This window comes from Acinetobacter sp. 802_lipA (genome assembly GCF_058242885.1).
The window spans coordinates 48,503-71,421 of the sequence record NZ_JBZAYP010000002.1; the positions used below are offsets into that span (position 1 = coordinate 48,503).

Sequence of the window (22,919 nt, forward strand, 5' to 3'; positions counted from 1 at the left end):
CCGTCAGGTTAAATTTGAACTGAATTTTTCTCAGCCCAAATTCATTTCCAATCAAGTTATGTTTCAAGTGGCGTGCGAACACTGCACAATTTAATTCACGGTGCCTAAGACAGGTATCAACTTCGGACCAGCCATTCTAGCTTTGCTAATGATTTCCACCAGCTCATCATAAGTCAGTTCAAACTTATCCTCACTATCAAATACATAGACCATATTCTTGCCTTCATGTTCAGGTGGAGTAGGTGGTACAAATCGTTTCGGGATAAGAATTTGTGCGAGTTGTTCGTCAGTTAATTTAAATAAGTGCATGTTTTTATCCTACTCTTGGTAAGTCAGACCATTTGGTTAAATACGAAGGTGATCTAAGGTTTTGATTCATGTGCCATGTGGCTTCTTTATTGTTGGCAATGCCTAGCGTGACGAGATTCTTCCCAAACCGTTCACTGATGGCTTCGATGGCATCTGAAAGCCTTTCTCGCTCTTGCTTATGTGAATAGTCCGTGAATAGATCGGGCACAAACTTGGATTGATCTGTAATTTCGAGCAGCACGATTCCCGCCTTTTTATACTTAAAGCCTTTCTTAAATATCTGATCGATGCCTTTCATCGCGGCCTTGGTGATGAGCAGTAGATCATCCGTATGCTCATGCATTTGAACGACGATGTAAGGCGAGTAGCGCTCTGTCTTATCAAAGCGACTGGTTTGGATATACACGCCGATCATCTTGCAGATTGAGCCATCTTCCCGCATTCGTTTCACGGCTCTGGCCACATAAAGCCGAACCGAAGCTTTAATGTCATCCATTTCATACACTGGGTTGCCATATGAACGGCTGCTGATGATTTGCTTCTTCGCTACAGTATCATCACTAAGGTCAATACAAGAAAGGCCCTGTAGCTCAAGCACCGTCTTTTCCATCACGATACTAAACTGCTTTTTGATTTCTTTAGGATTGGCATTGATCAGATCCAGCACAGATTGAACACCCATAGTATTGAGCTTCTTACAGTTCTGTCTGCCTACGCCCCAAACCTCAGACACATCAACCTGCGCGAGTAGCGTTTCTGTAGAGCATGGGTCCATATGGGCCAGATTACAGACCCCATTGAAGAACTTGTTTTTCTTGGCGAGATGATTGGCAATCTTGGCTTCGGTTTTAGAGCGACCAATTCCAATACAGCAGGGTAGGCCTAACCAACGCCAAGCCTTAGCCCTCATGTCTTGAGCATATACAGTCAGGTCAAATAGATGCTCGTAAGCTGTGAGCTTCAGAAAGCATTCATCAATGGAATAGACCTCTTGATCTCCTGGTGCAACATAGTCCCCAAGCAGCTCCATAAAGCGCTTGGACATTTCGCCATATAAGGAGAAATTACTGGATAGCACCTGAATGTTATGTTGTTTGATCAGCTCTTTAATTTGGAATACAGGAACACCCATCTTGATGCCTAAGTCTTTCGCTTCCTGGCTTCTGGCCACGGCACAGCCGTCATTGTTGCTGAGCACAATGGTTGGGCGATCATTCAAGGCAGGATTAAACACACGCTCACACGAGACGTAGCAATTATTCACGTCGACTAACGCGAATATTTCATTTTCACTTTGCATGGTTATTCTTCTTTTTATGAGCGGTGATAAATACGCTTTAAATTAAAAGTCACCACACCCCAGATTGATATGGTCTGACTATCATCAGGAATGATGTGATTGTAATTCGAATTTTCAGCCTTCAACCAAAGTTCTGGAAGCGGATAATCTTCATCTCCAAATATTTCTTTGATTTCAGACTTGGACATCTTATTGGTGATCATCAGCCGCTTAATGGTCGAGGCATTGTCATCAATCAGGGCAACCACGATATCGTAATGCTTGGCTTCAATACTGCGATCAATAATGATTGGATCATTAATCTCTAGGCCAGCATCGAGCATGGATTCACTGTCTACATAGGCAATAAAAGTAGAAATAGGGTTGTGAATCAGGAACTCATTCAGATCGAGTGCTTTGTCTTGCTCATCCTTGGTGCTGAAGGCCGGACCTGCAGGAATACGCTCTAAAGAGACGGGAATAGATACTTTGGATTTGGGTAGGACAGCAGTAAGCCCTAATTTTTCAACAAGCTCATTTTGAACAGCGATTTGTTCAAGCACGGTGTTGATGGTAGGACTTGGTTTACCCTCTGGACCCATGAGCTCTTGTAAAGATGACCATGCGTCGTCAGAGAAGTAAATAGGCAACTTCTTAGACATGAGATACTCCTACGCTACGAGGCGTGTTTGGAAGTAGAATTTGTTTAAATAGGATATTACTAACAGCGTTTAAAATTCAAATTTAAAAAGTTGTGGATAAACAAGGATGCGTCAGAATAAGACGTTTTGTTTCTGCTCATCGCGTGGAAATGTGACGAATTCATCGGGCATTTGAAAGAAATATTCATGCGCATGTTCATGATCGGCTGTTAGCCAGTCTTTTCTGTACTGTTCTGGAATAACGATGATGGATCGCTTCTCATCCTTCGGTGCATGGAATTGTTTCATAAAAGGGTGATGGTCCGAATTGATGGTCAACATTGAAAAGGAACGTACCTTATTGCCATTAATCACTGCATCATCATAGATCCCTGCAACAGTAAAAGGCTGATCATCTTTACGCTTGATGGTGTACCAGTGTGGCTTGTCATTGATGTATTTCGGCTCATAAAATTCTTGTACTGGGACTAGGCAGAACTTGCTGTACTTCCAAGCATGTCGAAAGCTAGGCTTATCTGCTACAGACTCAGTTCTGGCGTTATAAGTATGACTGCTGAACTTCAATTCTTTCGCCCAGCTCGGTAGTAATCCAAACTTTGCAATATCAAGCTCTGATATGTGCTGAATTAGCAGGAGACTTTCACTTGGGATATGCTAGGCAGCTAACCGATAAAAGTTCTCTGCTATTTGATTTGGCGTTTTAAAATCCAAACTCTTTTGAATTCTTCGCTGATTATAAAATAACACAATGTATTCTGTAATATCTGCTTTAGCTTCATCTCTGGTTTTATAGTTGCAATGATGCACTAATTCATTCTTGAGTATGCCCCAGAAACTTTCAATCGGTGCATTACCCTTTTTTTATTGAGATATTTTATTCTTATCCTTGGCTTGGGTGATGGCTTAATTGCTTGCTGTTAAAACCGTATCTCTACGATCTATAAGTAGACAAGTTTTGTTGTGTCTACGAATAGAGCGTTTAGATTTCTCAATGTCGTGTGCGTCCCAAGTTGTGCAATCGCCAGCCATTGCACTGATTGGGTGAGCATCTTGAGAAAGATAGATCAAAGCAATCACTTTTTGATGACTTGAATCATATTGCTTTCTAACAAACTCTACACGGTCAGCAATCTTTAAAAGTTGCACGGTACAAGCCTTTAATAGCAGTGCTTACAGACATTGATGCTCATTCATGTAGGGATTTACGGTTGTTACGGTGACGTATTCGGGTCATGAGGAGAAATCTGGATTGACTGGTACTTGAGAACGCAAGTTTTCAAGATCGCTGGATAGCTTAAGCCTGTAATTGCGTGGTTTTACCTCTGTTTCATCAAACAGGTTAAACACGCATTGTAGAGAGCAAGTACGCTAAATTCGTGGATGGTGTTGTGACTGATAAATTGGTTACTTTTTGGAACCCCTACCGATGAAAATGGAAGGGTTACAGCACTGGAGAAAGGCGGGTTCTGCTCGGTAAGATCTGATGTAATAACGTGGGAAGCACTGCGGTTGTTCGCTTTGGCAAGTGAACTTTAAGCCGTATTCACCAAAACCGATCTTGAATCGGGCATAAGTGAATTTTACAGTGTGGGAGATTTGGTCAGTAGCGTTTGAGTCAATTTCGAGCGAATAAAAACGTAAGCGATTGATGAGCGAAAGCCAAAGTTGTTGGTGTAAGGCGGTACGAAGCACTAGAAAAACCAAATAGGTGGGCCTGGACAGCTCACCTGAATCAACGTCTTGGCGGATGTTGAGTTTTAAGAGACTTGTGGTAATGCGGTACAAATCCAAAGTTGAGTTGGCAATGCCAGTAAAACTTCGGTCTACAGGACAGCATATTTTTGCTGCTCTGTAGTTCTCCAATCACACCCCTTTTTTGAGGGGTGTGATTCTTCGTTCCTGATTCCTCAAAAGCATCCAATTTTCTGCTGAAAATCGGCACAGCAATTTCATTGTTTTTCTTCTCAAAAGCCGCTCTATTTTTTCGCTTTTGATCTAAATTATTTTGCGATTTCTTTGTAAGCGTCCGCTAAACACACCTTATGAATTCGTCCTATAAGCCTTAATTTAGTCCTCACTTAAAAACAAGTGGGAACTTAAATTTATGACTACAAATAACCAGACATCCATCGCATCTCTTACGATAAAACGAAGAACATATAGTGCTGAATTTAAACAGCAGATCGTTCAGGCGTGTAAAGCATCGGAGGTTTCAATTGCTTCGGTCGCTTTGCAACATGGATTGAATACACATCTTGTATCCAAATGGATTCGCTTAATTGATGCTAAGCCAGGGAATGATCGCTCACTACTACCGAATAAACCTGCATTTATTGCCTTATCTTGCTCTGCACCATTAGATCCTATTTCTACTGGCATGTTAACGGTTCAAATTACTTTACCCCACTCAAAAGCAGAAATTGGCTTGAAATGGCAAGTATCAGAAATATCTGCTTTAGCAGAATTACTCAAGGCACTTACAACATGATCCGTATCGATGAAATCTGGTTGTCTACCCAGCCCATGGACATGCGTGCAGGTATGGATACGGCCATGGCTCAGGTGGTGAGAGCCTTTGGCTACATTAAACCGCATTGTGCTTACCTGTTCTGTAATAAACGTGGCCATCGCATGAAAGTGCTGGTACATGATGGACTGGGGATCTGGCTGTGTGCTCGGCGGTTGGAACAGGGCAAATTTCACTGGACTAAAGTTCATCAGGGTGAAACCCTGGCACTCAGTCCAGAACAGTTACAGGCACTGATCCAGGGTTTGCCTTGGCAGCGCATTGGACGACAGCAATTGGTCACAATGCTCTAAACTAGCTTGGTCCATTCTGCTATTCTCCAAACGTTCTATTTCATTCTTCTCATGACCTCAGGCATACTGCGGTCATGAATACACTGCCTGATTTAAGCCAACTGACCCATGAACAACTGCTGGAATTTACTAGACAGTTGGCAATGCAACATCAGTCTCTGGCACAATCAAACCAGCAATTAGATGCCAAAGTTCAGCATCTTGAAGTATCCAATCTGCAATTAGATGCTCAAGTTCAACATCTTTCCATTCTCACGCAAAAATACGAGCATGAGCTCGCACTATTTAAACAGCACAAATTTGGCAGTAAAAACGAACATCTCACCGCAAAACAAATCCATCTGTGGGATGAAGCGGTCGAAGAAGATATTGCCGCTGTTGATCTGGAACTGGAACGGCTGAATGCAGATAAAACTGATGCAGCGACACACAAAGCCACAGTCAACAAACCTAAACGTCGACTGCTGCCCGATCATCTACACACCATCCGTATCGAGCATGAACCAACATCAACCCAATGTGCTTGTGGCTGCACCTTGCGTCGTATCGGCGAAGATATCAGTGAAAAACTACATTTCAGACCGGCACAGTTCTATAAGGAACAGCATGTGCGTGGCAAATGGGTCTGTGATCAGTGTGACACCCTGACTCAGCAAGCGATGCCCGCCTATGTGATTGATAAAGGTATTGCCAGTCCTGAACTGCTTAGCCATGTGTTGGTCTCGAAATACGCAGATCATTTACCGCTGTACCGTCAACGTCTGATCTATCAGCGGGCGGGAATCGAGCTTTCTAGATCAACTTTATCTGACTGGATAGGTCGCTGCGGTGTAGAACTGGAACCTCTGGCCAATGCTTTAAAAGAGGTGGTGCTGCAACAGCGGGTGATCCATGCCGATGAAACGCCGGTCACCATCATGCGGATGAGTGATGATGAGAAAAAACCGAAGAAAGGTTATGTCTGGGCCTATGCAACAACCCAATATAATCCAATTCAAGCCGTGATCTATGACTTTCAGGATAGTCGTTCAGGCCAGCATGCTGAAGCGTTCCTGAAAGACTGGCAGGGCCATCTGGTCTGTGATGATTACAGTGGTTATAAAGCACGCTTTAAATCAGGCCAAGTCATTGAGGTGGGCTGCATGGCGCATGCTCGTCGTAAATTCCATGAACTGCATGTGACCAAGAAAAGTCAGGTCGCTGAACAGGCCTTAGTGCTGATTCAGAAACTGTATGCCATAGAAGCAGAACTCAGGAGAAAGACCGATGGTACAGCAGAACAGCGCCGCGAATACCGACAACAGCATAGTCAACCGGTGATGCAACAACTGTATGAATGGCTCAACCAGCATCAACTGACGGTGCCATCGAGTTCTCCAACCGCCAAGGCCATCAATTACACTCTGAAGCGTTGGCCAGCTTTAAGCCGCTATCTGGATGATGGCAATCTACCGATTTGCAATAATTGGGTGGAAGTGCGACACGAAGTCGCTTAATGAAGTTGTTCCCCCCTGCGGGAACCACCCGTGTCACCGGGTGAATCTAGAAGGCTGAATAAAGAGCGCCTTCGACAATGTAACGAGGCACCGCAAGGTGCGGGGTATCAATCGTGAGAGGCGTACCCTTCTGGCAGCCATAGCCGGACAAGGGCTAGATAATCGGTATGGTGAACACATGTGAATCTGCGTAACGATCGTTAAGTTGAACGAGCGGAAATGGCTGATACGCTCGAACCAAAACGGTAATGGAGGTGGGAATTGCGTCTTTCGACTACGCATTCGTGACCCATACGCCTCCCGGTCGATAGCAGGCACCTAAGCCGATGTACTTCAGTAAGCGGAACGTGGAAATCCCGTATTACTCCCATTGGGAAAGCAGTTTGCAAAAACTGCCCATGGTGATGCGGGCGAAGGAACGAGGAAAAAGCGAATGCCAGTCTGTAATGGGTTGGATAGAGGTTGAAACATTACCCCACGCGAAAGCGGGCTGACGTCCTTATGGTCTCTCATCACAAGAGAGTGTGTAGAACCCTTTTAATGGAGGGAGAGCAAATGAATGCAGCAGTATCAGCGTGTGCACCTTCCAGCACATCGTGGGACAGCATCGATTGGATTGCTGTACAGCGTCATGTCAGAGGGCTGCAAGCGCGTATTGTGAAGGCGGTACAAGACGGCAGGCATAACAAGGCGAAAGCTTTGCAATGGCTGCTGACTCACTCGTTTAGTGGCAAAGCATTGGCCGTCAAACGAGTGTCTGAAAACAAAGGCAAAAACACGGCTGGGGTCGACAAGGTGACTTGGAATACACCCAAGGCCAAGACCGGTGCGATGATGTCGTTGAAGAGGCGAGGTTACACGCCCCTTCCGCTTCGGAGAGTCCTTATTCCGAAGAAAAATGGCAAGATGAGACCTCTCGGGATACCCACGATGAAATGCCGGGCCATGCAGGCGCTCCATCTGCTGGCTTTGGAACCCATCGCGGAGACCATCGCTGATCGGAACTCTTATGGGTTCAGACCGCAACGCTCAACCGCGGATGCTGCAGCACAGTGCTTTGGTGTGCTGTCAAGAAAAGTAAGTGCGGAGTGGGTGCTAGAGGGTGACATTCAAGGCTGTTTCGACAATATCAGCCATGACTGGATGATCGCCAACCTCCCAATGGACAAGGTGATTCTACGGAAATGGCTCAAAGCCGGTTACGTCTACCAAAGCAAGCTGTTTCCCAGTCTTTCCGGAACACCGCAAGGAGGTATTATCTCCCCGGTGCTGGCCAACATGACCTTGGACGGACTGGAAACGATGCTGGCGAAGAGGTTCTCTAACGCCAAATGGACAGGCAAAAAGCTGCAACTGGTACGGTATGCGGATGATTTCATCATCACGGGGTATTCTAAAGAGTGGCTCGAAAATGAAGTTCGTCCTGCCGTGGTTGAATTTCTGGCGCAGCGCGGTCTCGTGCTCTCTCAGGAAAAGACCAAAATCACGCACATAGGGAACGGGTTCGATTTTCTTGGCTGGAACGTACGTAAGTACAACGGCAAGCTACTGATCAAGCCGTCAAAGGCAAACATCAGCGCTCATCTTGACAAGCTGCGAGCATTAATCAATGCAAACAAAGCGACACGACAGGCCACTTTGATCGGTTTGCTCAACCCGATTCTAAGGGGTTGGGCCAACTATCATAGTCATGTCGTTGCCAAGAAGGTTTTCAACCAGGTAGACAACGCAGTGTGGGAAATGCTCTGGCGATGGGCTGTACGTCGCCACCCTCGCAAGACACTCCGATGGGTCAAAGATCGGTATTTCAAAGTACAAGGAGCGCGTCGATGGGTGTTCTCATGTGATGAACAGTCCGCCGATGGTCGGAAGCGACAATACACATTAGTGTCTGCCTCGGACACGCCAATTGTGCGACATATCAAGATCAAGGCTGCTGCTAACCCTCATGACCCCGCATGGGATGAGTACTTCGAATCCCGATGGGGTAAAAGAATGCTGGTCTCCGCAAAGGGGCGAGCCAAGCTGTATCGGGTGTGGCTAAAACAAGGTGGTCGCTGCTGCGCCTGTCTTAAACCAGTCACCAAAGATACACCATGGCACAGCCGTCATATTGTGAAGCTAAGTCATGGTGGAACGGATGCAGTTGCTAATCTTGAGATTTACCATCTGTATTGTCCGAGGAGTGTTCAGTTTGCCAATGTCAACGATGTATAACCGGGTGCCGAATGGCGCCTTAGCAGAGGCTTGAGCCGTGTGCTGGGAAACTCGCATGCACGGTTCTTAGGGGGTTGGACGTAGGTAACTGCGTCTGACTACCCGACAACCAGGTGCGGCCTTGGGCGTTGGGACGTAAGAACTGGTTATTTGCAGGTTCGCTGCGTAGTGGTCAGCGAGCGGCAAACATCATGACTTTAATCCAGTCAGCAAAGCTGAATGGGCTGGATCCGTATGCCTATTTAAGTGATGTGCTGAAAAGATTGCCGACCCATAAAGTGACCCAAATAGAAGAATTGCTACCACACCGCTGGAAATCCAACTCAAATTAAAAAATAGACATGGGGTTCAGCGGACGCTTACATTTCTTTTATATATTTTTAAAGCTTTTAAAGCTTTTAGCCAGCCTGTAACCATTGCAGTGTAACGATTACAGCGTACATAAGACGACAGATTCCGACCTTAAAGACGACAGATTCCGACCTATTGACGACAATGTTTTATTAAGTCAGTATAACGCTATAGTTTAACGGATGCGTTTAATGGCTAAGGAAAAGAAATACGGTTTAAGTACCGTTGCACAAAGCAATAAATTGGTCGAAGCGATACACGGCATGACGCTCACTGAAAAGCGACTTTTCATCCATGCTAGCGGTCTAGCGCGACAGCAAAATTTGAAGGAAGGAGAAGTTCTAACCATTAGGGCGGACGAATTTGCGCGAGAATGCGGCATTGAAAGCCATACTGCTTATGAGGGATTGCAGGATGCTGTAGATCGTCTTTTTGGTCGCTATTTTAGTTATACAAGTGGTGCGGGTAATCCTGTGAAATGCCGCTGGGTGTATCGTTTGGAGTATAAAAATGGCATGGGGCAGATAGACGTTTCATTCCCTGCCGAAGTGATTTACATGTTTACCGTATTCAATAAAGATAATCCGTTTACGACTTACGACCGTAAATATATTCAGCAAATGACCAGTGTTTATGCGATTCGTTTTTATGAACTTTTTATGCAATATCGCTCCATTGGAAACAGAACATTAGAGTTAAATGAAATAAAAATAATGTTCCAGCTTGATGAAAAATATGATCGAATCTTCGATCTAAAAAAACGGGTTGTTGATGTGGCACTAGAACAGATCAATCAACACACCGATTACACCGTGACTTACGAACAGGTGAAGCGAGGACGTACTGTCCATGCGCTAAAATTCTTTTTTGTGCCTAAAAAGCCAGTAATTGAGCATAAGAAAGTCAGTAAACCTAAACCACCTCGAAACATATCCGCGCTTGCGGGTTTTGAGTCGGTGCTATTCAAAGAGATCACGGTAAATCATCCTGAAATTACCGAAAAATACGTGCGTGACTATGCTGAACAGTCAGGGTTTGTAATGGTTCAGGCATTGCAAAAGATCAAAGCGGACTACAAAGCGGCTGAAGAATTTAGTCTAGAAAAAACTGATTGATTTATGGAGACTACCTGTCAGAATTAACAGGTATGGTTAGTCCCATAAAAAAAACGCCAGCAAGGGGTTGCTGGCGTATAAAATGAATCTGCATTGACATGCAGGTATTGCCTAATTTATCAGGATTGATCCATATGTTGCATATCAAAATAACGATTTACAAAAACGAAATTAAAAAGCATCTCCCTGCCCTTATGAGTCTGCTCGGCACACTTATTTTTATGGCCGCATTCTTCGCGCTATCCGTTCACTTTAACGCTGCAATTGTCAAATGTCACTAAAAACTGACCCACTATTTGCATCTAAAATTGACCCACGTAGTTGTTAAAATATTACAGTCGTGAAACTCAATTAATTGATGGCTAACTCCTCCTGATCTATTTTGGTTTGTCGTGGTTTAGTTCGCTTTGTTGCAATTCCCTTGGTACTCGATTCTTTAAAGCGCCAAGACTCATTGCCTGTTTCGACGATATGACAATGATGCGTTACCCCCGCCAAAATAGATATCCATAGTGCGATATGTAGTTGCAGAGTGCCTAACAATATTACTATCTAGGAATATTTTCATGGCCATGCCTAACGAGGCTGTAGCGAAACTCCCAGCCGAATTTTACCCATTAAAGCGGTCCAAATAACAAACATATTTCATGCTGCTATTCAAATTCCAGCTCACTAAAGCGCAACAACTTCGCTACTTTTCAAATAGCCGCGCATCACCAAAAATAAAATATTTGTACTTCGAGTTTTGCTACAACTTCAACGAGTCTGTAGTAAAAGGAATCCGTAAAGACACTTATCCACAGCACTCTCTGTATTGATTAGTAGTAGGTTAAAAGCCACGCAAACGATTTTACATAATCGCCACTTATGAGTAGTGACGTAATTTTAATGTGTCTCGACCTATTTTGAGCCTTCCAGCTGCGTTCGGCCAGAAGCGGACGCCAGGGTGTGCCTTAAAATCCTGCTAAACCCCTCCCAGCTAGCTCCGCCAATTACCGGCGCCTCACTGCATACCAATTGGAAGTCTTATAGCCAAGCGTTTGAGTGCGATTGCTAATTGCTCGCAATAAAACTGTAACATTGAGTCGTTATGCTCACCTCATTATCTGATTTCGTAATCAAAAATAAAGATTGATTACAACAACGAGGGTCTGGCAGCAATGATTCAACTTCAAAATATTACCGTCCAGTACGGACAAATGATTGCGTTGCATCCAACTTCACTCACGTTTCAACAGGGACAGTTTTCAGTGTTGCTCGGTGCCTCTGGTGCAGGCAAATCAACAATGCTCCGTTGTCTTAACCTGATGCAAAAACCCACTAGCGGCAATATAAACATTGCAAGGTTAGGTTCATTGTCGGACAAAAAAATATTGCAAGAGCATCGTCGGCGTACTGGCATGATATTCCAGCAGCATCAATTAATTGGTCGACTTTCTGTTTTGCAAAATGTGCTAATGGGTAGACTAGGTTATCACTCGACGCTTCGTACTCTTTTTCCTCTATCGAAGGAGGATCAATCTATTGGATTACACAGCCTTGACCGCGTTGGGCTACTTCACAAAGCACTCTCACGAGTGGATGAGTTAAGTGGCGGTCAGCAACAACGCGTGGGTATAGCTCGGGCATTAGCACAGCGACCGGCACTTGTTTTGGCAGACGAGCCTGTGGCAAGCCTTGATCCAGCAGCCGCCAACAAAGTCTTGGCGCTCTTACACCAGATATGCAAAGAAGACGGCATAACCGCTGTAGTCAGCCTACATCAAGTCGATCTCGCTAAACGCTATGCTGACCGAATCGTCGGTCTGGCTCATGGCAAGGTTGTGTTCGATGCAATACCAGCGGCTCTGACACAAACGCATGTAACTGAACTCTATGAACAAAAAGCGTAATTGAATTCAAACATTCCAAATATTACTCATAACCATTGTTTAACTTAAGAACTGAGGAGAAATAACCATGAAAAAGCTATTCGCTGTACTGGCTCTAATATCGTTTTGCCTCTTAGGTAGTGTCACATATGCCGCACCTAATCCTGACCCCGGCACATTAAAAGTTGCTCTCTTGCCTGATGAAAATGCATCAACCGTCATTAAAAATAATAAGCCTCTAGAGATGTATCTTGAAAAAGCTCTGGGCAAAAAGATTGAGCTTATTGTTACCACTGACTATTCATCAATGATTGAAGCAATGCGGTTCGGTCGTATTGATCTTGCATATTTTGGGCCCTTGTCTTATGTATTGGCCAAACAGAAAAGTAAGATTGAACCATTTGCAGCAATGCAACAAAAAGGCACAACAACTTATCAGTCAGTGCTAATTGTGAATAAGGCGGCGGGCATCAACAACATCACAGATATCAAGAAAAAAGCCGTTGCCTGGGGTGACAAGGCCTCTACATCCAGCCACCTGATCCCCAAATCAATGCTTGCTGATAAAGGATTATTTGCCGGAAAGGATTACAAGGAGCATTTCGTAGGCGCTCACGATGCAGTGGCGATGGCAGTTCAGAATGGACACGCGCAGGCCGGTGGTCTGAGCAAGCCCATTTTCAAATCGCTCGTTCAGAGCGGCTTGATCGATCTAAACAAAGTGAAGGTCTTAGTGGAGTCAAAACCGTTTCCTCAGTACCCATGGACTATGCGCTCTAACTTAAAACCAGAGCTAAAAGTAAAAATTCGTGCTGCCTTCCTCGATTTGAAAGATCCGAACGTGTTGAAACCATTCAAGGCTGATGGATTCGGGCCTGCAACAGATAAGGATTACGATGTCGTGCGTGATTTAGGTAGTTTGCTAAAGCTAGATTTTTCCAAGTTCTAATTTTTTGAGGTCTCTACAATGAATACGAACTTCGAAGCCATATTGTCAGAGCAGCGCCAAAGCTGGAATCGAGTAGTTAGGTATGTGATATTGATTTTAGCTATTGTCGTCGGATGTTGGTATTACGTTGGTCTATTTGATGGTGAGCGTTTAGGCGAAGGCGTGCCAAGTCTTGTTAGTCTCATTGGTGAGATGTTCCCTCCCAACTTTAGTGAGTGGAGAGCATGGGTCAAGCCAGTGCTCGATACCTTAGCCATGAGTATTGCTGGAACCGCCATCGCTGTGCTTTTGTCCGTGCCCTTGGGTATTTTGGCTGCACGCAATACCAGTCCACATCCAGCGGTCTATCAGGCTGCGCGTGCTCTGTTAAATGTGTTGAGATCTGTTCCTGAGCTTATTATGGGTATAGTTTTCGTGGCAGCTGTCGGCTTTGGTGCACTGCCGGGTGTGTTGGCATTAGGCCTGCACTCAATCGGCATGATCGCTAAGTTTTTTGCGGAAGCGATTGAGCATACAGATCAAGCACCAGTTGAAGCTGCGCAGGCCGCAGGTTGCAGCCCGCTACAAGTGATATTTCATGGCATTTTTCCGCAAGTATTACCGCAAATGGCCGACACCGCGATTTATCGGTGGGAATACAATTTTCGCGCCTCAACGGTGATGGGAATGGTCGGTGCCGGCGGTATAGGTTTCGAGTTGATAGGATCGCTGCGTCTTATGCAATACCAAGAAGTATCCGCGATATTGCTGGTCATTCTTGGGATGGTGACGCTAGTTGATACATTCAGTTCATTCTTGCGTCGCAAGTTCAAGTAGCTAACCCATATAAAAAATCCGGTATACACATGAGGGTCCACATGAAACAAAAAATAGTTCTTACCCACTGGGTTCATCCTGAAATTATCGATTATTTACAATCTGTTGCGGATGTCGTTCCCAACATGACCCGCGATACTATGTCGCGCGCAGAATTGCTGGAGAGAGCAAAGGATGCTGACGCACTGATGGTATTCATGCCTGACAGTATCGATGATGATTTTCTTGCGTCCTGCCCTAAATTGAAGATTGTAGGTGCAGCACTCAAAGGCTATGACAACTTTGATGTCGATGCTTGTACCCGCCGTGGTATTTGGTTCAGCATCGTGCCGGACCTTCTGACCATCCCAACGGCGGAGCTGACAATTGGATTGCTTCTTGGCCTGACTCGCCATCTGGCCGAGGGGGATCGCCGTATCCGAACTCACGGATTTAACGGGTGGAGACCGGAACTATACGGAACGGGTTTAACAGGACGCACACTCGGAATCATCGGTATGGGTGCGGTCGGGCGAGCGATTGCGAAGCGCTTATCGAGTTTTGATATGCGGGTGCTTTATTGCGATGACATCGCCTTGAATCAAGAGCAGGAAAAGGCCTGGAATGCACGACAGGTGAGTCTCGATGAATTATTAAGTAGCAGTGACTTTGTTGTACCTATGCTGCCAATGACGCCGCAAACTTTGCACTTATTGAATGCAGAAACAATTGGCACAATGCGCACAGGAAGCTACTTGATCAATGCGTGTCGTGGTTCAGTTGTCGATGAATTAGCTGTTGCCGAAGCACTTGAATCTGGAAAATTGGCGGGTTATGCGGCAGATGTTTTCGAATTGGAAGAGTGGATCCGTGTTGATAGGCCAACAGCTATTCCGCAGGAGTTACTGACCAATACAGCGCAAACATTTTTCACCCCACATTTGGGGTCTGCGGTCGACGACGTGCGTTTCGAAATCGAGAAACTAGCAGCCAATAATATCTTACAGGCACTGACCGGCCAAAGGCCATCCGATGCTATCAATAATCCAATTTTGGAAGGCGTTAATTGATCAATCTTGAACGCGTAGTTACTTTTCTGGCTGTCGTGAATCGGGGTGGCTTTCGTGAAGCAGCCAAGCACACAGGGCTCTCACAGTCAGCTGTGACTCAGCATGTTAGGCGCCTAGAAGAGTCGCTGAGTGTCAATCTGATTGTGCGAAACAACGCAGGTTGTACGCTCACAGAGGAAGGCAAAGTGTTTTTGCCTTATGCGGAAAACCTAGTGCGCACCGGATCCAGAGCGTGCGCATTATTCGACACAAATCGTCTTGTAATAGGCGCGAGCTCGAATATCGGCATCTATGTATTGCCACCGCACTTGAGGCGGTTCAAGAAAACAGCAACTTGCAATTTTGATGTAGTCATTGGCGATAATCTTACCATTGTGAAAAAACTGGAAAACTTTGAAGTCGATGTGGCCATTATGGAATGGTGGGATCAACGAGAGGGATTTGATGCATGCGTTTGGCGAAGTGAAGAACTAGCTGTGATTGTGCCGGTGGAGCATCCGTGGGCCAAATTGGCGAGTATTCCATTAGATTGGCTGAAGGGAGAGAAATTGCTGGGGGGAGAAACAAGTAGCGGCACAGGGCGTCTGTTACAGCATTTTTTCGGAAGCGTGGCAGATTCTATTGGTGTATCTATGCAGCTTGGAAGCACAGAGGCGGTTAAACGGGCAGTACAGGCAGGCTTGGGTATTTCATTGGTGATCTCTTCGTCTGTGGTCGATGAGTGCGAGAGTGGTCGACTAAGAAGCGTTAAAATTGAAGGGATCACCCCCTACAAAAATCTTTACGTTATTTGTCGTAGCAATATGCTTGAAAATACACCATCGGCACATTTCAAAAAATTTCTACTTCAGTAGATGGATGGTATGTTGTTTATGCCAACAGTTAGAAAGTGTGAAGTTTGCCGTGACATATCATGATTTTAAGTTGATGGTAGCATTTTATTCATTTGCGTTATTTCTCTAGAAGGTAGGCGTCTAAATACTAAGTTTTCTACCTTTAAAAGGCCATATCGAACATCCACTTTAATCTGCGGTATCAAGAGAAGATTATTTTTTGCGAACATCCGCTTTGGGCACAACTGAGCCGGTTCTGGTGCTTTGAAATTAATTTAGATCAATTGCATCGCATATCCACCAGCTAACGTGTCCGTTAGTCTCACTAGCCCCTTTTCGGGTACATCTAGTGTGTCAGGTGCTTAGGCTCTAGCGCAAAAGGCGTACTCTTAATCTTCTCAAGACTCGCCTGTATCCAACCTGCTTTGGTCGCCTGATCATCACTGTGGTCAATGTCCGCGTCATTCAAACCTGATATGTGCTGAATTAGCAGGAGACTTTCACTTGGGATATGCTAGGCAGCTAACCGATAAAAGTTCTCTGCTATTTGATTTGGCGTTTTAAAATCCAAACTCTTTTGAATTCTTCGCTGATTATAAAATAACACAATGTATTTTGTAATATCTGCTTTAGCTTCATCTCTGGTTTTATAGTTGCAATGATGCACTAATTCATTCTTGAGTATGCCCCAGAAACTTTCAATCGGTGCATTATCGTAACAGTCCCCACGTTTGCTCATTGAACCTTGAAAATCACATTTTTCCAGTATCTTTCGATATTCATGGCTGCAATATTGGCTGCCTCTGTCCGAATGAATAATTAAGCCTTTCGTTGGTTTTTGATTACGAATCGCCATAGTCAGTGCATTGCAAACAAGTTGTGCGGTCATACGCTCATTTAAGCTATAGCCAACCACTTGTTTCGTGTACAGGTCTTTTACTGCTGCCAAGTATAACCAACCTTCAGCAGTCCAAATGTATGTAATATCGCTTGACCATGCAAGATTGGGCTTAGTCATTGAAAACTGTTGCTCTAGTAAATTTGCGTAGATCGCTCGATTATGATCACTCTTCGTAGTTCTTTTGAAACGCTTATGACGCTTACAATACAGCTGGTTGAGCTTTTTTATTTGACGTACAGCATACGTACTGATTTTGATACCTTGCGCTTGTAAATGCTTAGTTAATCGAATATAGCCATAGCTTTGTTTAGTTTCCTCATGAGCTATTTTGACCAAAATTGTCTGTTGATTTCGCTGAACCAATCTTTTATTCATGCCTCGTTTTAGCCAATCATAAAATCGTGACACTGAAACGTGAAGTAATCTAGCCATAAAGCTAATCGGGAATAAATATCTTTGCTGTTTCATATAGGCGTACCTTACTGACTTTCTTTCGCAAAGTACGCTGCTGCCTTTTTTAGAAATTCACGTTCCATTTCAGCTGTTTTGAGCTGTTGTTTGAGCTTTTTATTTTCTTCGAGTAAGGCATTTAGATCAGGTGAATATTGTTTAGTGCCTGCTAAGGTGCCAGTCTTTGCTTTATTATTCCAATTTGAAAGAGTTTGCATTGAAATGCCAAGTTGTCTGGCTGTTTCCGATACATTGCCTTGATTGGCTTCAATCAATTTTATTGCTTCAACTTTAAATTCTGCGGTGTAAGTCTTCTGTTTCTTGCTCATGGTAAACTCCTGATGAGTGTCTATAGTTTACCAAGTTAAAACCTCCTGTTTTCTCAGCACACATCATGACTTATGGGATGCAAAACTACGTTGGGCGTGAAGTCATAAAAAAATTAATCAGGATTTTGCATAAATAGTGCGCCGTAAGGCGCATTATTTTTAAGGAAGGTTTGTATTACTCGACAATATATAACTTATGTTTTTTCTTCGGGGGCTCAACTTTAGCTAAAGCATCAAATGTTAATTGATTAAAATCTTCTTCAGAGATTCCAATTTCATCAAGCATTTTATTTTTATCAAAAGATGGTTGTGAGGCTAAAACAGAGATAATTTTGGGCAACATCAAACTCTCATCTCGATGAGTTTCTTCAGGTTCATTAATGTTGTAGCCCAACGAATTGATCTTTATAGAGTTACTACGATTAACCCAATCACTAACTAATCCCAGCTTGTGAGCTTTATAGTTAATAGCCTTCAGGGATGTTCGCCAAATCTTTTTATACTCAATCATATTTTCTAGTGAAAAATAGCGTGGAGCAGTAGAAAGAAATGCATCTGTTGGCATTAAAAATTCAGATGAAAATTGATCCGCTTCAGTTTCGAGAACACGATTATCTTTCTCGACACGAATTTTTTTGTTATGCGTATGCATAACGATATGACCAAGTTCGTGTGCACAATCGAAGCGGGCTCTTTCGGCAGACTTAAATGTATTTAGAAATATGAAAGGGCTACCACTTTCATCATCAAAAAAAGATAGTGCATCAATTTCTCGAATTTCAGTCGGTAATCTAAAGACACGGATTCCCTTTAGCTCACACAACGAAACAATGTTATTAATCGGTTGATTACCTAAAGCCCATAAACCTCTCAACTCTGACGCTAGGTGATCGGCATACTTAGATTCACCCAAAAACTCAGTAATATCTAAATCAGGACGGTGAAAAGTAGGTAACTTTACTTTCTGATTTAAGTACTTGTTAATATTTATTGCTAAAAGAGTATATGCCTCATTAGCTTTTCTATGCTGTGCTTTAATACGAGCAACCGATCTATAGAAGATTTGGTCTGTTTCATGTGGTTGTGTGTCATTACCTGCAAAGAATGACTTGGGTAAATTTAATACACGGCATATATCATCTTGATCATTTTCATTGATTTCTTTATCCACGTCTAAAAGTTGCTTTACCTTAGAGATAGAGCAACTCAATTTTTCTGCGAAATCGGTATTGCTAAGTCCTCGTAATTCTTTAGCAATACGTAAACGATCTTTATTAAACACATTAACCTCAGATTAAACTACAAGCTGAATATCAAAATCATCTGGTTTAATTTCATTAGATGGTTCCAATACTGGCTTAGGATCAGTTTTTACAGGAACTGTATTATCTATTTCAAATGCAATTCTGCAAGTATGGTCACTTGGTAAAATTGAAATTTTTTTCGCTTTTAAGTCCTGTACGAAGCTAGTTGGGTATGCAAATTCAAAAGGAATATTTGGGATATCAATGTCTTTATAGGCTGGATGTGATGCTGAAGGAAAGTATAAAATCCATGTTCTCAATTTTGTCTCATCATCATAAGCAGACTGATTCTCCTTAATATTATTTAATGTCATTAATCCTTTTTCACAGTGTGCTGATACAACTTGATCAGCTAACCCCAATGCAATATTCCCGCTCATAAAGATAATTTGTATTTTCTTTACTGTATTCTCAATTCTTGGCTGGCTGTCATTGTGGAATATCCAAGCAGGATCAGATTGTCGAAGCAGTAAAGCAATCTGTTCTCCAATTTTTCCCCATCGTGCAATAAAGCGTGCACGGTTATAGTGAGTATTTGTTCTATAGTCAGCATCACCGATCATAATTGCGTTTCTGACTAACTCGAGATCAGGTAATCCTAACTGTTTAGCTTTTTTGATAGCATTTTCACCTTTGAAAAAATCACATGGCGTGGGTTCAGAAGGTTGGATTGATTCTTCATCAAGGAGATTTAAATTCATCTTAAAAGTTATCCTAAAGTAGCGAATGTCTTTTTTATAACATCTTTTGATGTTTTAAAAAAGACATTTTTATAAATGTGTGCTATCTTCACTTACAACTTGATAATAAGAATTTTGGAGAAGAGACGTTGAGTAACTTATTCATTAATCATAAAAATTGTCCTGAATGCGGTGGCCGTATCAAAGGCTATTATTACTACTGTGGGCAGTGTGGTAGTCAAAATGTTGTAAACTGGAAGCACACGGGGATATTTTTGTTGATTGCTGGAAAGATTTTTCTGGTTGCTATGCTTTTTTTGCTAAAAAATTTTGTTCAAATCCATTTTTTTCACAAGTTTCATTGTGCTAATTTTTTAAATAATTCATAGAGGTTGATAGTAAAATGAAAGTTAAAGATTTAATTAAATAATTAGAAGAGTTTGATCTGGAATTAGATGTTTTAATTGCTAATGAAGAGAACAAAATCATTGGCATAAAAACCCTAGCCCGATTCTTTGAAATAAGCTATGTTTCTTTTGTTCATCCAGAGACACAAAGAAATGATATGGAAAGAAATGTTGAATTTACCTTTTTAGGAATGTCGACTAAAGACTCTAGAGTTATTGTTTTTATTGACGTTGTTCCATAATTTTCAAGTAGTCAAAATGAGTATACAATATTCATGTGATGCAAGAAGATACAACTGGATAGGATGGGCCCATAAGTATTTGAAGCTGCCTCGTGTATGATCATGGGGACTGTCCAAACAAACGGCTTTTGAGAGTGCTGCCTGATACGAAAAATAATATCCAAGAGATGCTAGCGGTAAATTTAGTGTAAAATTTAATGCTAGCCATCATTAAAACTTATTTAAAAATATGAAGTTATATCGCACAGATTGGAATATGTTTCCTAAAACGGTTATTGACCGTGGTCTTGGAGATGCAACCTCTCATTACATGTATGAAGCTGCTAAAGCAGGGGATGTTGAAAGTGCGTATATTTTAGCTAAAGATTTAGTTTCGGATGAGGCGATTGCTGAACTAGAAAGAATTATCGATGGTCGGGAAACTATTATAGTACCTGTACATGCTGAGGAAGCAGTCGGTCGTAATATGATTCCTTTAGCTACTTCAGCAGTTATAGCAAAGAAACTTGGGCTTGAAGTTGATACGAATATAGTTCAAGCTATAAAAGTATCAAGAACTGGCGGTGATGGGTGGCATAGATTAGCCAACCCACCAGCATTTGATGGGACAATAAACAATGATAAATGTGTTATTATTGTTGATGATACCCAGACCCAAGGTGGTACTTTTGCAGCATTAAAAGGTCATATTGAAACAACTGGGACGAATAAAGTTATTGGAGCATATGCACTGACGGGTAAACAATACTCATCACAATTAGCTCTAAGTAAAGAAACTCTTCAGCAATTGAGGGATGTATATGGTAATCTTGAAGCATGGTGGAAATCGATTTACGGGTACGATTTCGAAAGGCTCACAGAGTGGGAAGCAAAGTATATCCTCAACTCTCGTAAAACAGCTGACGAAGTCCGAGATAGAATCATTGCGTCAAAACAAACGTGATGCTTATGCACTTATGATGAAAATGAATTAATTATTATTTAATTAAGTTAAAAGACTGCTATATAGCGGTCTTTTTTGTTTTTGAGCTCTACAAATTTTAATGAGTACATATAGTTACTTTTATAAAAATGATAATAAAGGGTAGAGGAGGTCATCTAAGAATTTAAAGCACAAGACTTATTTAACATTGATGACAGAAAAAGTGAGTTGTTGGGAACTTAAAGAAGAGGTGGTACTTATAATGGTTACTAAAATACAAGTACTTAAAATATTAAATATATAAAACAATATATTACAAATATATATGATGCGTAGTGTACGCATCATATATATTTTCTTCTATTTTGATATAATGGATCTCGTCAATCCGCTGATAGGTTTCATTTAAATTTCATGAGTCTTACTGAAATTAAAGTTCGCCAAGCTCATTGCAAGGAAAAAACTTGTTTTTTATCCGATGAAGATGGACTTAGCCTGAAGATTGAGCCGACTGGAAGAAAATCTTGGTGCTATCGCTATACAGATCCACAAACAAAAAAACGTCGCCGCATTCAGTTGGGGCTTTATCCTGATTTATCGCTGAAAAAGGCACGACAAGTCAAAGATGACTTTAAAGACAATAATTATTGTTTTGAGCATGATACTGTCTCTAATGTCATCACCTTTCGTAAGGTAGGGGAGGAGTGGCTGCAGTTCAAACTGAAAAATGCATTTAATGATTCACCCCGCTGCGGTGTACTACAGTTAGCAGAAAGATGTTTACAGCAAGATATTTATCCAGACCTTCAGGATTTACCTTTTCAAAACATCAAGCGTTATGACCTGGTTTCAGTAATCAAAAAAATAGAGGGACGCCAAGTAAAAGAACCTGTCAAGAAAGCTTGTAGTTATTTGAACCAAATTTATGACTACGCTGTAGCGATGGGTTATTGTGAATTCAACATCGCGCATGGTTTAAATAAAATCGCCATTAACAGTAAAATCAAGAAGAATTATCCGTATTTGAAAGCGGAGGATATATCAGATTTTAAGAAAAATTTATTAAAATTGGATGCCCATCCGATTATTAAAAAAGCACTGCTGTTCAAATTACATACTGGCGTGCGAGGGGCTGAATTGTTATTGGCTGAGCCTCATCATTTTGATTTAAATGAAAAAATCTGGAAAATACCTGCCTTGCATATTAAACAGTTTCGACGAAAAGTCATATTAGGCCATGAGATTCCCGACTTCTTAGTTCCACTTTCAGATCAGGCTTTAGATATTTTAAAAGACGTCATGCAATGGTCATACGGTGAAAAATACCTTTTTGCTAGCCCACGGAAACATAATCAACCGATTCATTTTAATACATTAAATATGGCTATACGTAAGATGGGCTATGGAAAACATCAATTATCCTCTCATGGACTACGTTCCACTTTTAGTACCATTTTGAATGACTCAGGTTTGTTCCAGGATAACTGGATTGAGGCACAACTTTCACATATTGATAAGAACCGTACCCGTGCCAGCTATAATCACGCTGACTATTTAGCCCAGCGGACTGAAATGATGCAGTGGTGGGGTGATTATTTAAGTACTGCTAAGTGAAAATCGTACTTTTATACATAGACTTAAAACATTATGGGGTTTCAAATGGATAGTAAACAATATACTTGCCGTGTTACATGGTCAGCAGAATATAATGAGTATGTTGGGTTGTGTGCTGAGTTTCCATCATTGTCTTGGCTTGATGCGGATCAGTCTAAAGCATTCTCAGGAATAGAGGAGCTCGTTGCTGATGTTGTCGCTGATATGATTAGCAATAATGAAAAAGTTCCTACACCACTCTCCGGGAAAATATAGTAGGCAGTTTGTTGTCCTTGTTCTCAGTGGTTCAACAAAAACTAGCCC

The 22,919-nt window shown here is 42.4% G+C and carries 19 protein-coding genes and 5 pseudogenes; 14 read left to right on the forward strand and 10 right to left on the reverse strand.

The annotated features are described in order from the left end of the window. Positions 1-90: 90 nt before the first annotated feature. From AC4CU3_RS17930 to AC4CU3_RS17955, 6 genes and pseudogenes are all read right to left on the reverse strand, one after another. Positions 91-309, reverse strand: coding sequence for a hypothetical protein (locus AC4CU3_RS17930; protein WP_000550047.1), 219 nt, complete (start codon positions 307-309; stop codon positions 91-93). A 4-nt stretch (positions 310-313) separates the two neighbouring features. Beyond that, positions 314-1,609, reverse strand: coding sequence for a Y-family DNA polymerase (locus tag AC4CU3_RS17935; RefSeq protein ID WP_001190352.1), 1,296 nt, complete (start codon positions 1,607-1,609; stop codon positions 314-316). A gap of 14 nt (positions 1,610-1,623) precedes the next feature. Further along, a complete protein-coding gene (locus tag AC4CU3_RS17940) occupies positions 1,624-2,250 on the reverse strand; it encodes a LexA family protein (RefSeq protein WP_000038641.1) in 627 nt (208 codons plus the stop codon). A 111-nt stretch (positions 2,251-2,361) separates the two neighbouring features. Then, positions 2,362-2,862 (reverse strand): annotated as a pseudogene (locus AC4CU3_RS17945) (SOS response-associated peptidase); the annotation flags it as partial. Between the two features lie 42 nt (positions 2,863-2,904). After that, a pseudogene (locus AC4CU3_RS17950) lies at positions 2,905-3,102 on the reverse strand (IS3 family transposase); the annotation flags it as partial. A 51-nt stretch (positions 3,103-3,153) separates the two neighbouring features. After that, entirely contained in the window at positions 3,154-3,396 is a 243-nt protein-coding gene (locus AC4CU3_RS17955; RefSeq protein WP_004777684.1) for a hypothetical protein, read from the reverse strand. A gap of 958 nt (positions 3,397-4,354) precedes the next feature. Here AC4CU3_RS17955 and AC4CU3_RS17960 point away from each other — a divergent pair. The 6 genes and pseudogenes from AC4CU3_RS17960 to AC4CU3_RS17985 all read left to right on the forward strand — a co-directional run bounded on the left by AC4CU3_RS17960 (position 4,355) and on the right by AC4CU3_RS17985 (position 10,249). Continuing rightward, positions 4,355-4,738, forward strand: coding sequence for a transposase (locus AC4CU3_RS17960; RefSeq protein WP_490738207.1), 384 nt, complete (start codon positions 4,355-4,357; stop codon positions 4,736-4,738). Further along, positions 4,735-5,070 (forward strand): IS66 family insertion sequence element accessory protein TnpB, encoded by a 336-nt coding sequence (tnpB, locus tag AC4CU3_RS17965; protein WP_216070743.1) that lies wholly within the window; start codon positions 4,735-4,737, stop codon positions 5,068-5,070. Before AC4CU3_RS17960 ends, tnpB begins: the two co-directional genes overlap by 4 nt. 74 nt (positions 5,071-5,144) lie before the next feature. Beyond that, positions 5,145-6,545, forward strand: a pseudogene (tnpC, locus tag AC4CU3_RS17970) (IS66 family transposase); the annotation flags it as partial. Between the two features lie 576 nt (positions 6,546-7,121). Then, positions 7,122-8,783, forward strand: a complete 1,662-nt coding sequence (gene ltrA, locus AC4CU3_RS17975) for a group II intron reverse transcriptase/maturase (protein WP_005167203.1) — start codon at positions 7,122-7,124, stop codon at positions 8,781-8,783. Positions 8,784-8,887: 104 nt separating this feature from the next. Beyond that, positions 8,888-9,115 (forward strand): annotated as a pseudogene (locus AC4CU3_RS17980) (transposase domain-containing protein); the annotation flags it as partial. A 210-nt stretch (positions 9,116-9,325) separates the two neighbouring features. Further along, a complete protein-coding gene (locus tag AC4CU3_RS17985; protein ID WP_004777687.1) occupies positions 9,326-10,249 on the forward strand; it encodes a RepB family plasmid replication initiator protein in 924 nt (307 codons plus the stop codon). 435 nt (positions 10,250-10,684) lie between these two features. Here the strand turns inward: AC4CU3_RS17985 and AC4CU3_RS17990 are convergent. Next, a pseudogene (locus AC4CU3_RS17990) lies at positions 10,685-10,783 on the reverse strand (ATPase); the annotation flags it as partial. 626 nt (positions 10,784-11,409) lie between these two features. Here AC4CU3_RS17990 and phnC point away from each other — a divergent pair. The 5 genes from phnC (at position 11,410) to AC4CU3_RS18015 (ending at position 15,788) form a co-directional block, all read left to right on the forward strand. Continuing rightward, entirely contained in the window at positions 11,410-12,141 is a 732-nt protein-coding gene (phnC, locus tag AC4CU3_RS17995) for a phosphonate ABC transporter ATP-binding protein (RefSeq protein WP_490738479.1), read from the forward strand. A 67-nt stretch (positions 12,142-12,208) separates the two neighbouring features. Then, the gene (gene phnD / locus AC4CU3_RS18000; RefSeq protein ID WP_490738480.1) at positions 12,209-13,069 is read left to right on the forward strand and encodes a phosphate/phosphite/phosphonate ABC transporter substrate-binding protein; all 861 of its coding nucleotides are present in this window, start codon (positions 12,209-12,211) and stop codon (positions 13,067-13,069) included. Between the two features lie 18 nt (positions 13,070-13,087). Then, positions 13,088-13,885: a phosphonate ABC transporter, permease protein PhnE gene (gene phnE, locus AC4CU3_RS18005; protein ID WP_004757464.1), complete on the forward strand. Its 798-nt coding sequence runs from the start codon at positions 13,088-13,090 to the stop codon at positions 13,883-13,885. 41 nt (positions 13,886-13,926) lie between these two features. Then, positions 13,927-14,934, forward strand: coding sequence for a phosphonate dehydrogenase (locus AC4CU3_RS18010; RefSeq protein WP_004757466.1), 1,008 nt, complete (start codon positions 13,927-13,929; stop codon positions 14,932-14,934). Next, a complete protein-coding gene (locus tag AC4CU3_RS18015; RefSeq protein WP_009389225.1) occupies positions 14,931-15,788 on the forward strand; it encodes a LysR family transcriptional regulator in 858 nt (285 codons plus the stop codon). Before AC4CU3_RS18010 ends, AC4CU3_RS18015 begins: the two co-directional genes overlap by 4 nt. Positions 15,789-16,281: 493 nt before the next feature. Here AC4CU3_RS18015 and AC4CU3_RS18020 read toward each other — a convergent pair. The 3 genes from AC4CU3_RS18020 to AC4CU3_RS18030 form a co-directional block, all read right to left on the reverse strand. Continuing rightward, positions 16,282-17,447 (reverse strand): IS3-like element ISAba21 family transposase gene (locus tag AC4CU3_RS18020; protein WP_085947552.1). Its coding sequence is split into 2 segments (ribosomal slippage): positions 16,282-17,189 and positions 17,189-17,447, totalling 1,167 coding nucleotides; the frame shifts between segments, so codons are not numbered across the junction. Positions 17,448-17,622: 175 nt separating this feature from the next. After that, entirely contained in the window at positions 17,623-18,729 is a 1,107-nt protein-coding gene (locus AC4CU3_RS18025; RefSeq protein WP_000482094.1) for an ImmA/IrrE family metallo-endopeptidase, read from the reverse strand. Positions 18,730-18,741: 12 nt separating this feature from the next. Further along, the gene (locus tag AC4CU3_RS18030; RefSeq protein WP_001052588.1) at positions 18,742-19,452 is read right to left on the reverse strand and encodes a hypothetical protein; all 711 of its coding nucleotides are present in this window, start codon (positions 19,450-19,452) and stop codon (positions 18,742-18,744) included. An 884-nt stretch (positions 19,453-20,336) separates the two neighbouring features. Between AC4CU3_RS18030 and AC4CU3_RS18035 the strand changes: the two genes are divergently transcribed. From AC4CU3_RS18035 to AC4CU3_RS18045, 3 genes are all read left to right on the forward strand, one after another. After that, complete coding sequence (locus AC4CU3_RS18035; RefSeq protein WP_000484193.1) at positions 20,337-21,023, forward strand: phosphoribosyltransferase; 687 nt, start codon at positions 20,337-20,339, stop codon at positions 21,021-21,023. Between the two features lie 393 nt (positions 21,024-21,416). Next, positions 21,417-22,616 (forward strand): integrase arm-type DNA-binding domain-containing protein, encoded by a 1,200-nt coding sequence (locus AC4CU3_RS18040; protein WP_279044962.1) that lies wholly within the window; start codon positions 21,417-21,419, stop codon positions 22,614-22,616. Between the two features lie 33 nt (positions 22,617-22,649). Next, a complete protein-coding gene (locus AC4CU3_RS18045) occupies positions 22,650-22,871 on the forward strand; it encodes a hypothetical protein (protein WP_001986288.1) in 222 nt (73 codons plus the stop codon). The last annotated feature ends 48 nt before the right edge of the window (positions 22,872-22,919 follow it).

Coding starts and splice junctions, on each gene's coding strand:
- AC4CU3_RS18035 (WP_000484193.1), top strand. CDS start 20,337: ATGTTTCCTAAAACGGTTATTGACCGTGGTCTTGGAGATGCAACCTCT.
- phnC (WP_490738479.1), top strand. CDS start 11,410: ATGATTCAACTTCAAAATATTACCGTCCAGTACGGACAAATGATTGCG.
- AC4CU3_RS17935 (WP_001190352.1), bottom strand. CDS start 1,609: ATGCAAAGTGAAAATGAAATATTCGCGTTAGTCGACGTGAATAATTGC.
- AC4CU3_RS18045 (WP_001986288.1), top strand. CDS start 22,650: ATGGGGTTTCAAATGGATAGTAAACAATATACTTGCCGTGTTACATGG.
- AC4CU3_RS17930 (WP_000550047.1), bottom strand. CDS start 309: ATGCACTTATTTAAATTAACTGACGAACAACTCGCACAAATTCTTATC.
- phnD (WP_490738480.1), top strand. CDS start 12,209: ATGAAAAAGCTATTCGCTGTACTGGCTCTAATATCGTTTTGCCTCTTA.
- AC4CU3_RS18040 (WP_279044962.1), top strand. CDS start 21,417: ATGAGTCTTACTGAAATTAAAGTTCGCCAAGCTCATTGCAAGGAAAAA.
- AC4CU3_RS17960 (WP_490738207.1), top strand. CDS start 4,355: ATGACTACAAATAACCAGACATCCATCGCATCTCTTACGATAAAACGA.
- AC4CU3_RS18010 (WP_004757466.1), top strand. CDS start 13,927: ATGAAACAAAAAATAGTTCTTACCCACTGGGTTCATCCTGAAATTATC.
- ltrA (WP_005167203.1), top strand. CDS start 7,122: ATGAATGCAGCAGTATCAGCGTGTGCACCTTCCAGCACATCGTGGGAC.
- AC4CU3_RS18030 (WP_001052588.1), bottom strand. CDS start 19,452: ATGAATTTAAATCTCCTTGATGAAGAATCAATCCAACCTTCTGAACCC.
- tnpB (WP_216070743.1), top strand. CDS start 4,735: ATGATCCGTATCGATGAAATCTGGTTGTCTACCCAGCCCATGGACATG.
- AC4CU3_RS17940 (WP_000038641.1), bottom strand. CDS start 2,250: ATGTCTAAGAAGTTGCCTATTTACTTCTCTGACGACGCATGGTCATCT.
- phnE (WP_004757464.1), top strand. CDS start 13,088: ATGAATACGAACTTCGAAGCCATATTGTCAGAGCAGCGCCAAAGCTGG.
- AC4CU3_RS17985 (WP_004777687.1), top strand. CDS start 9,326: ATGGCTAAGGAAAAGAAATACGGTTTAAGTACCGTTGCACAAAGCAAT.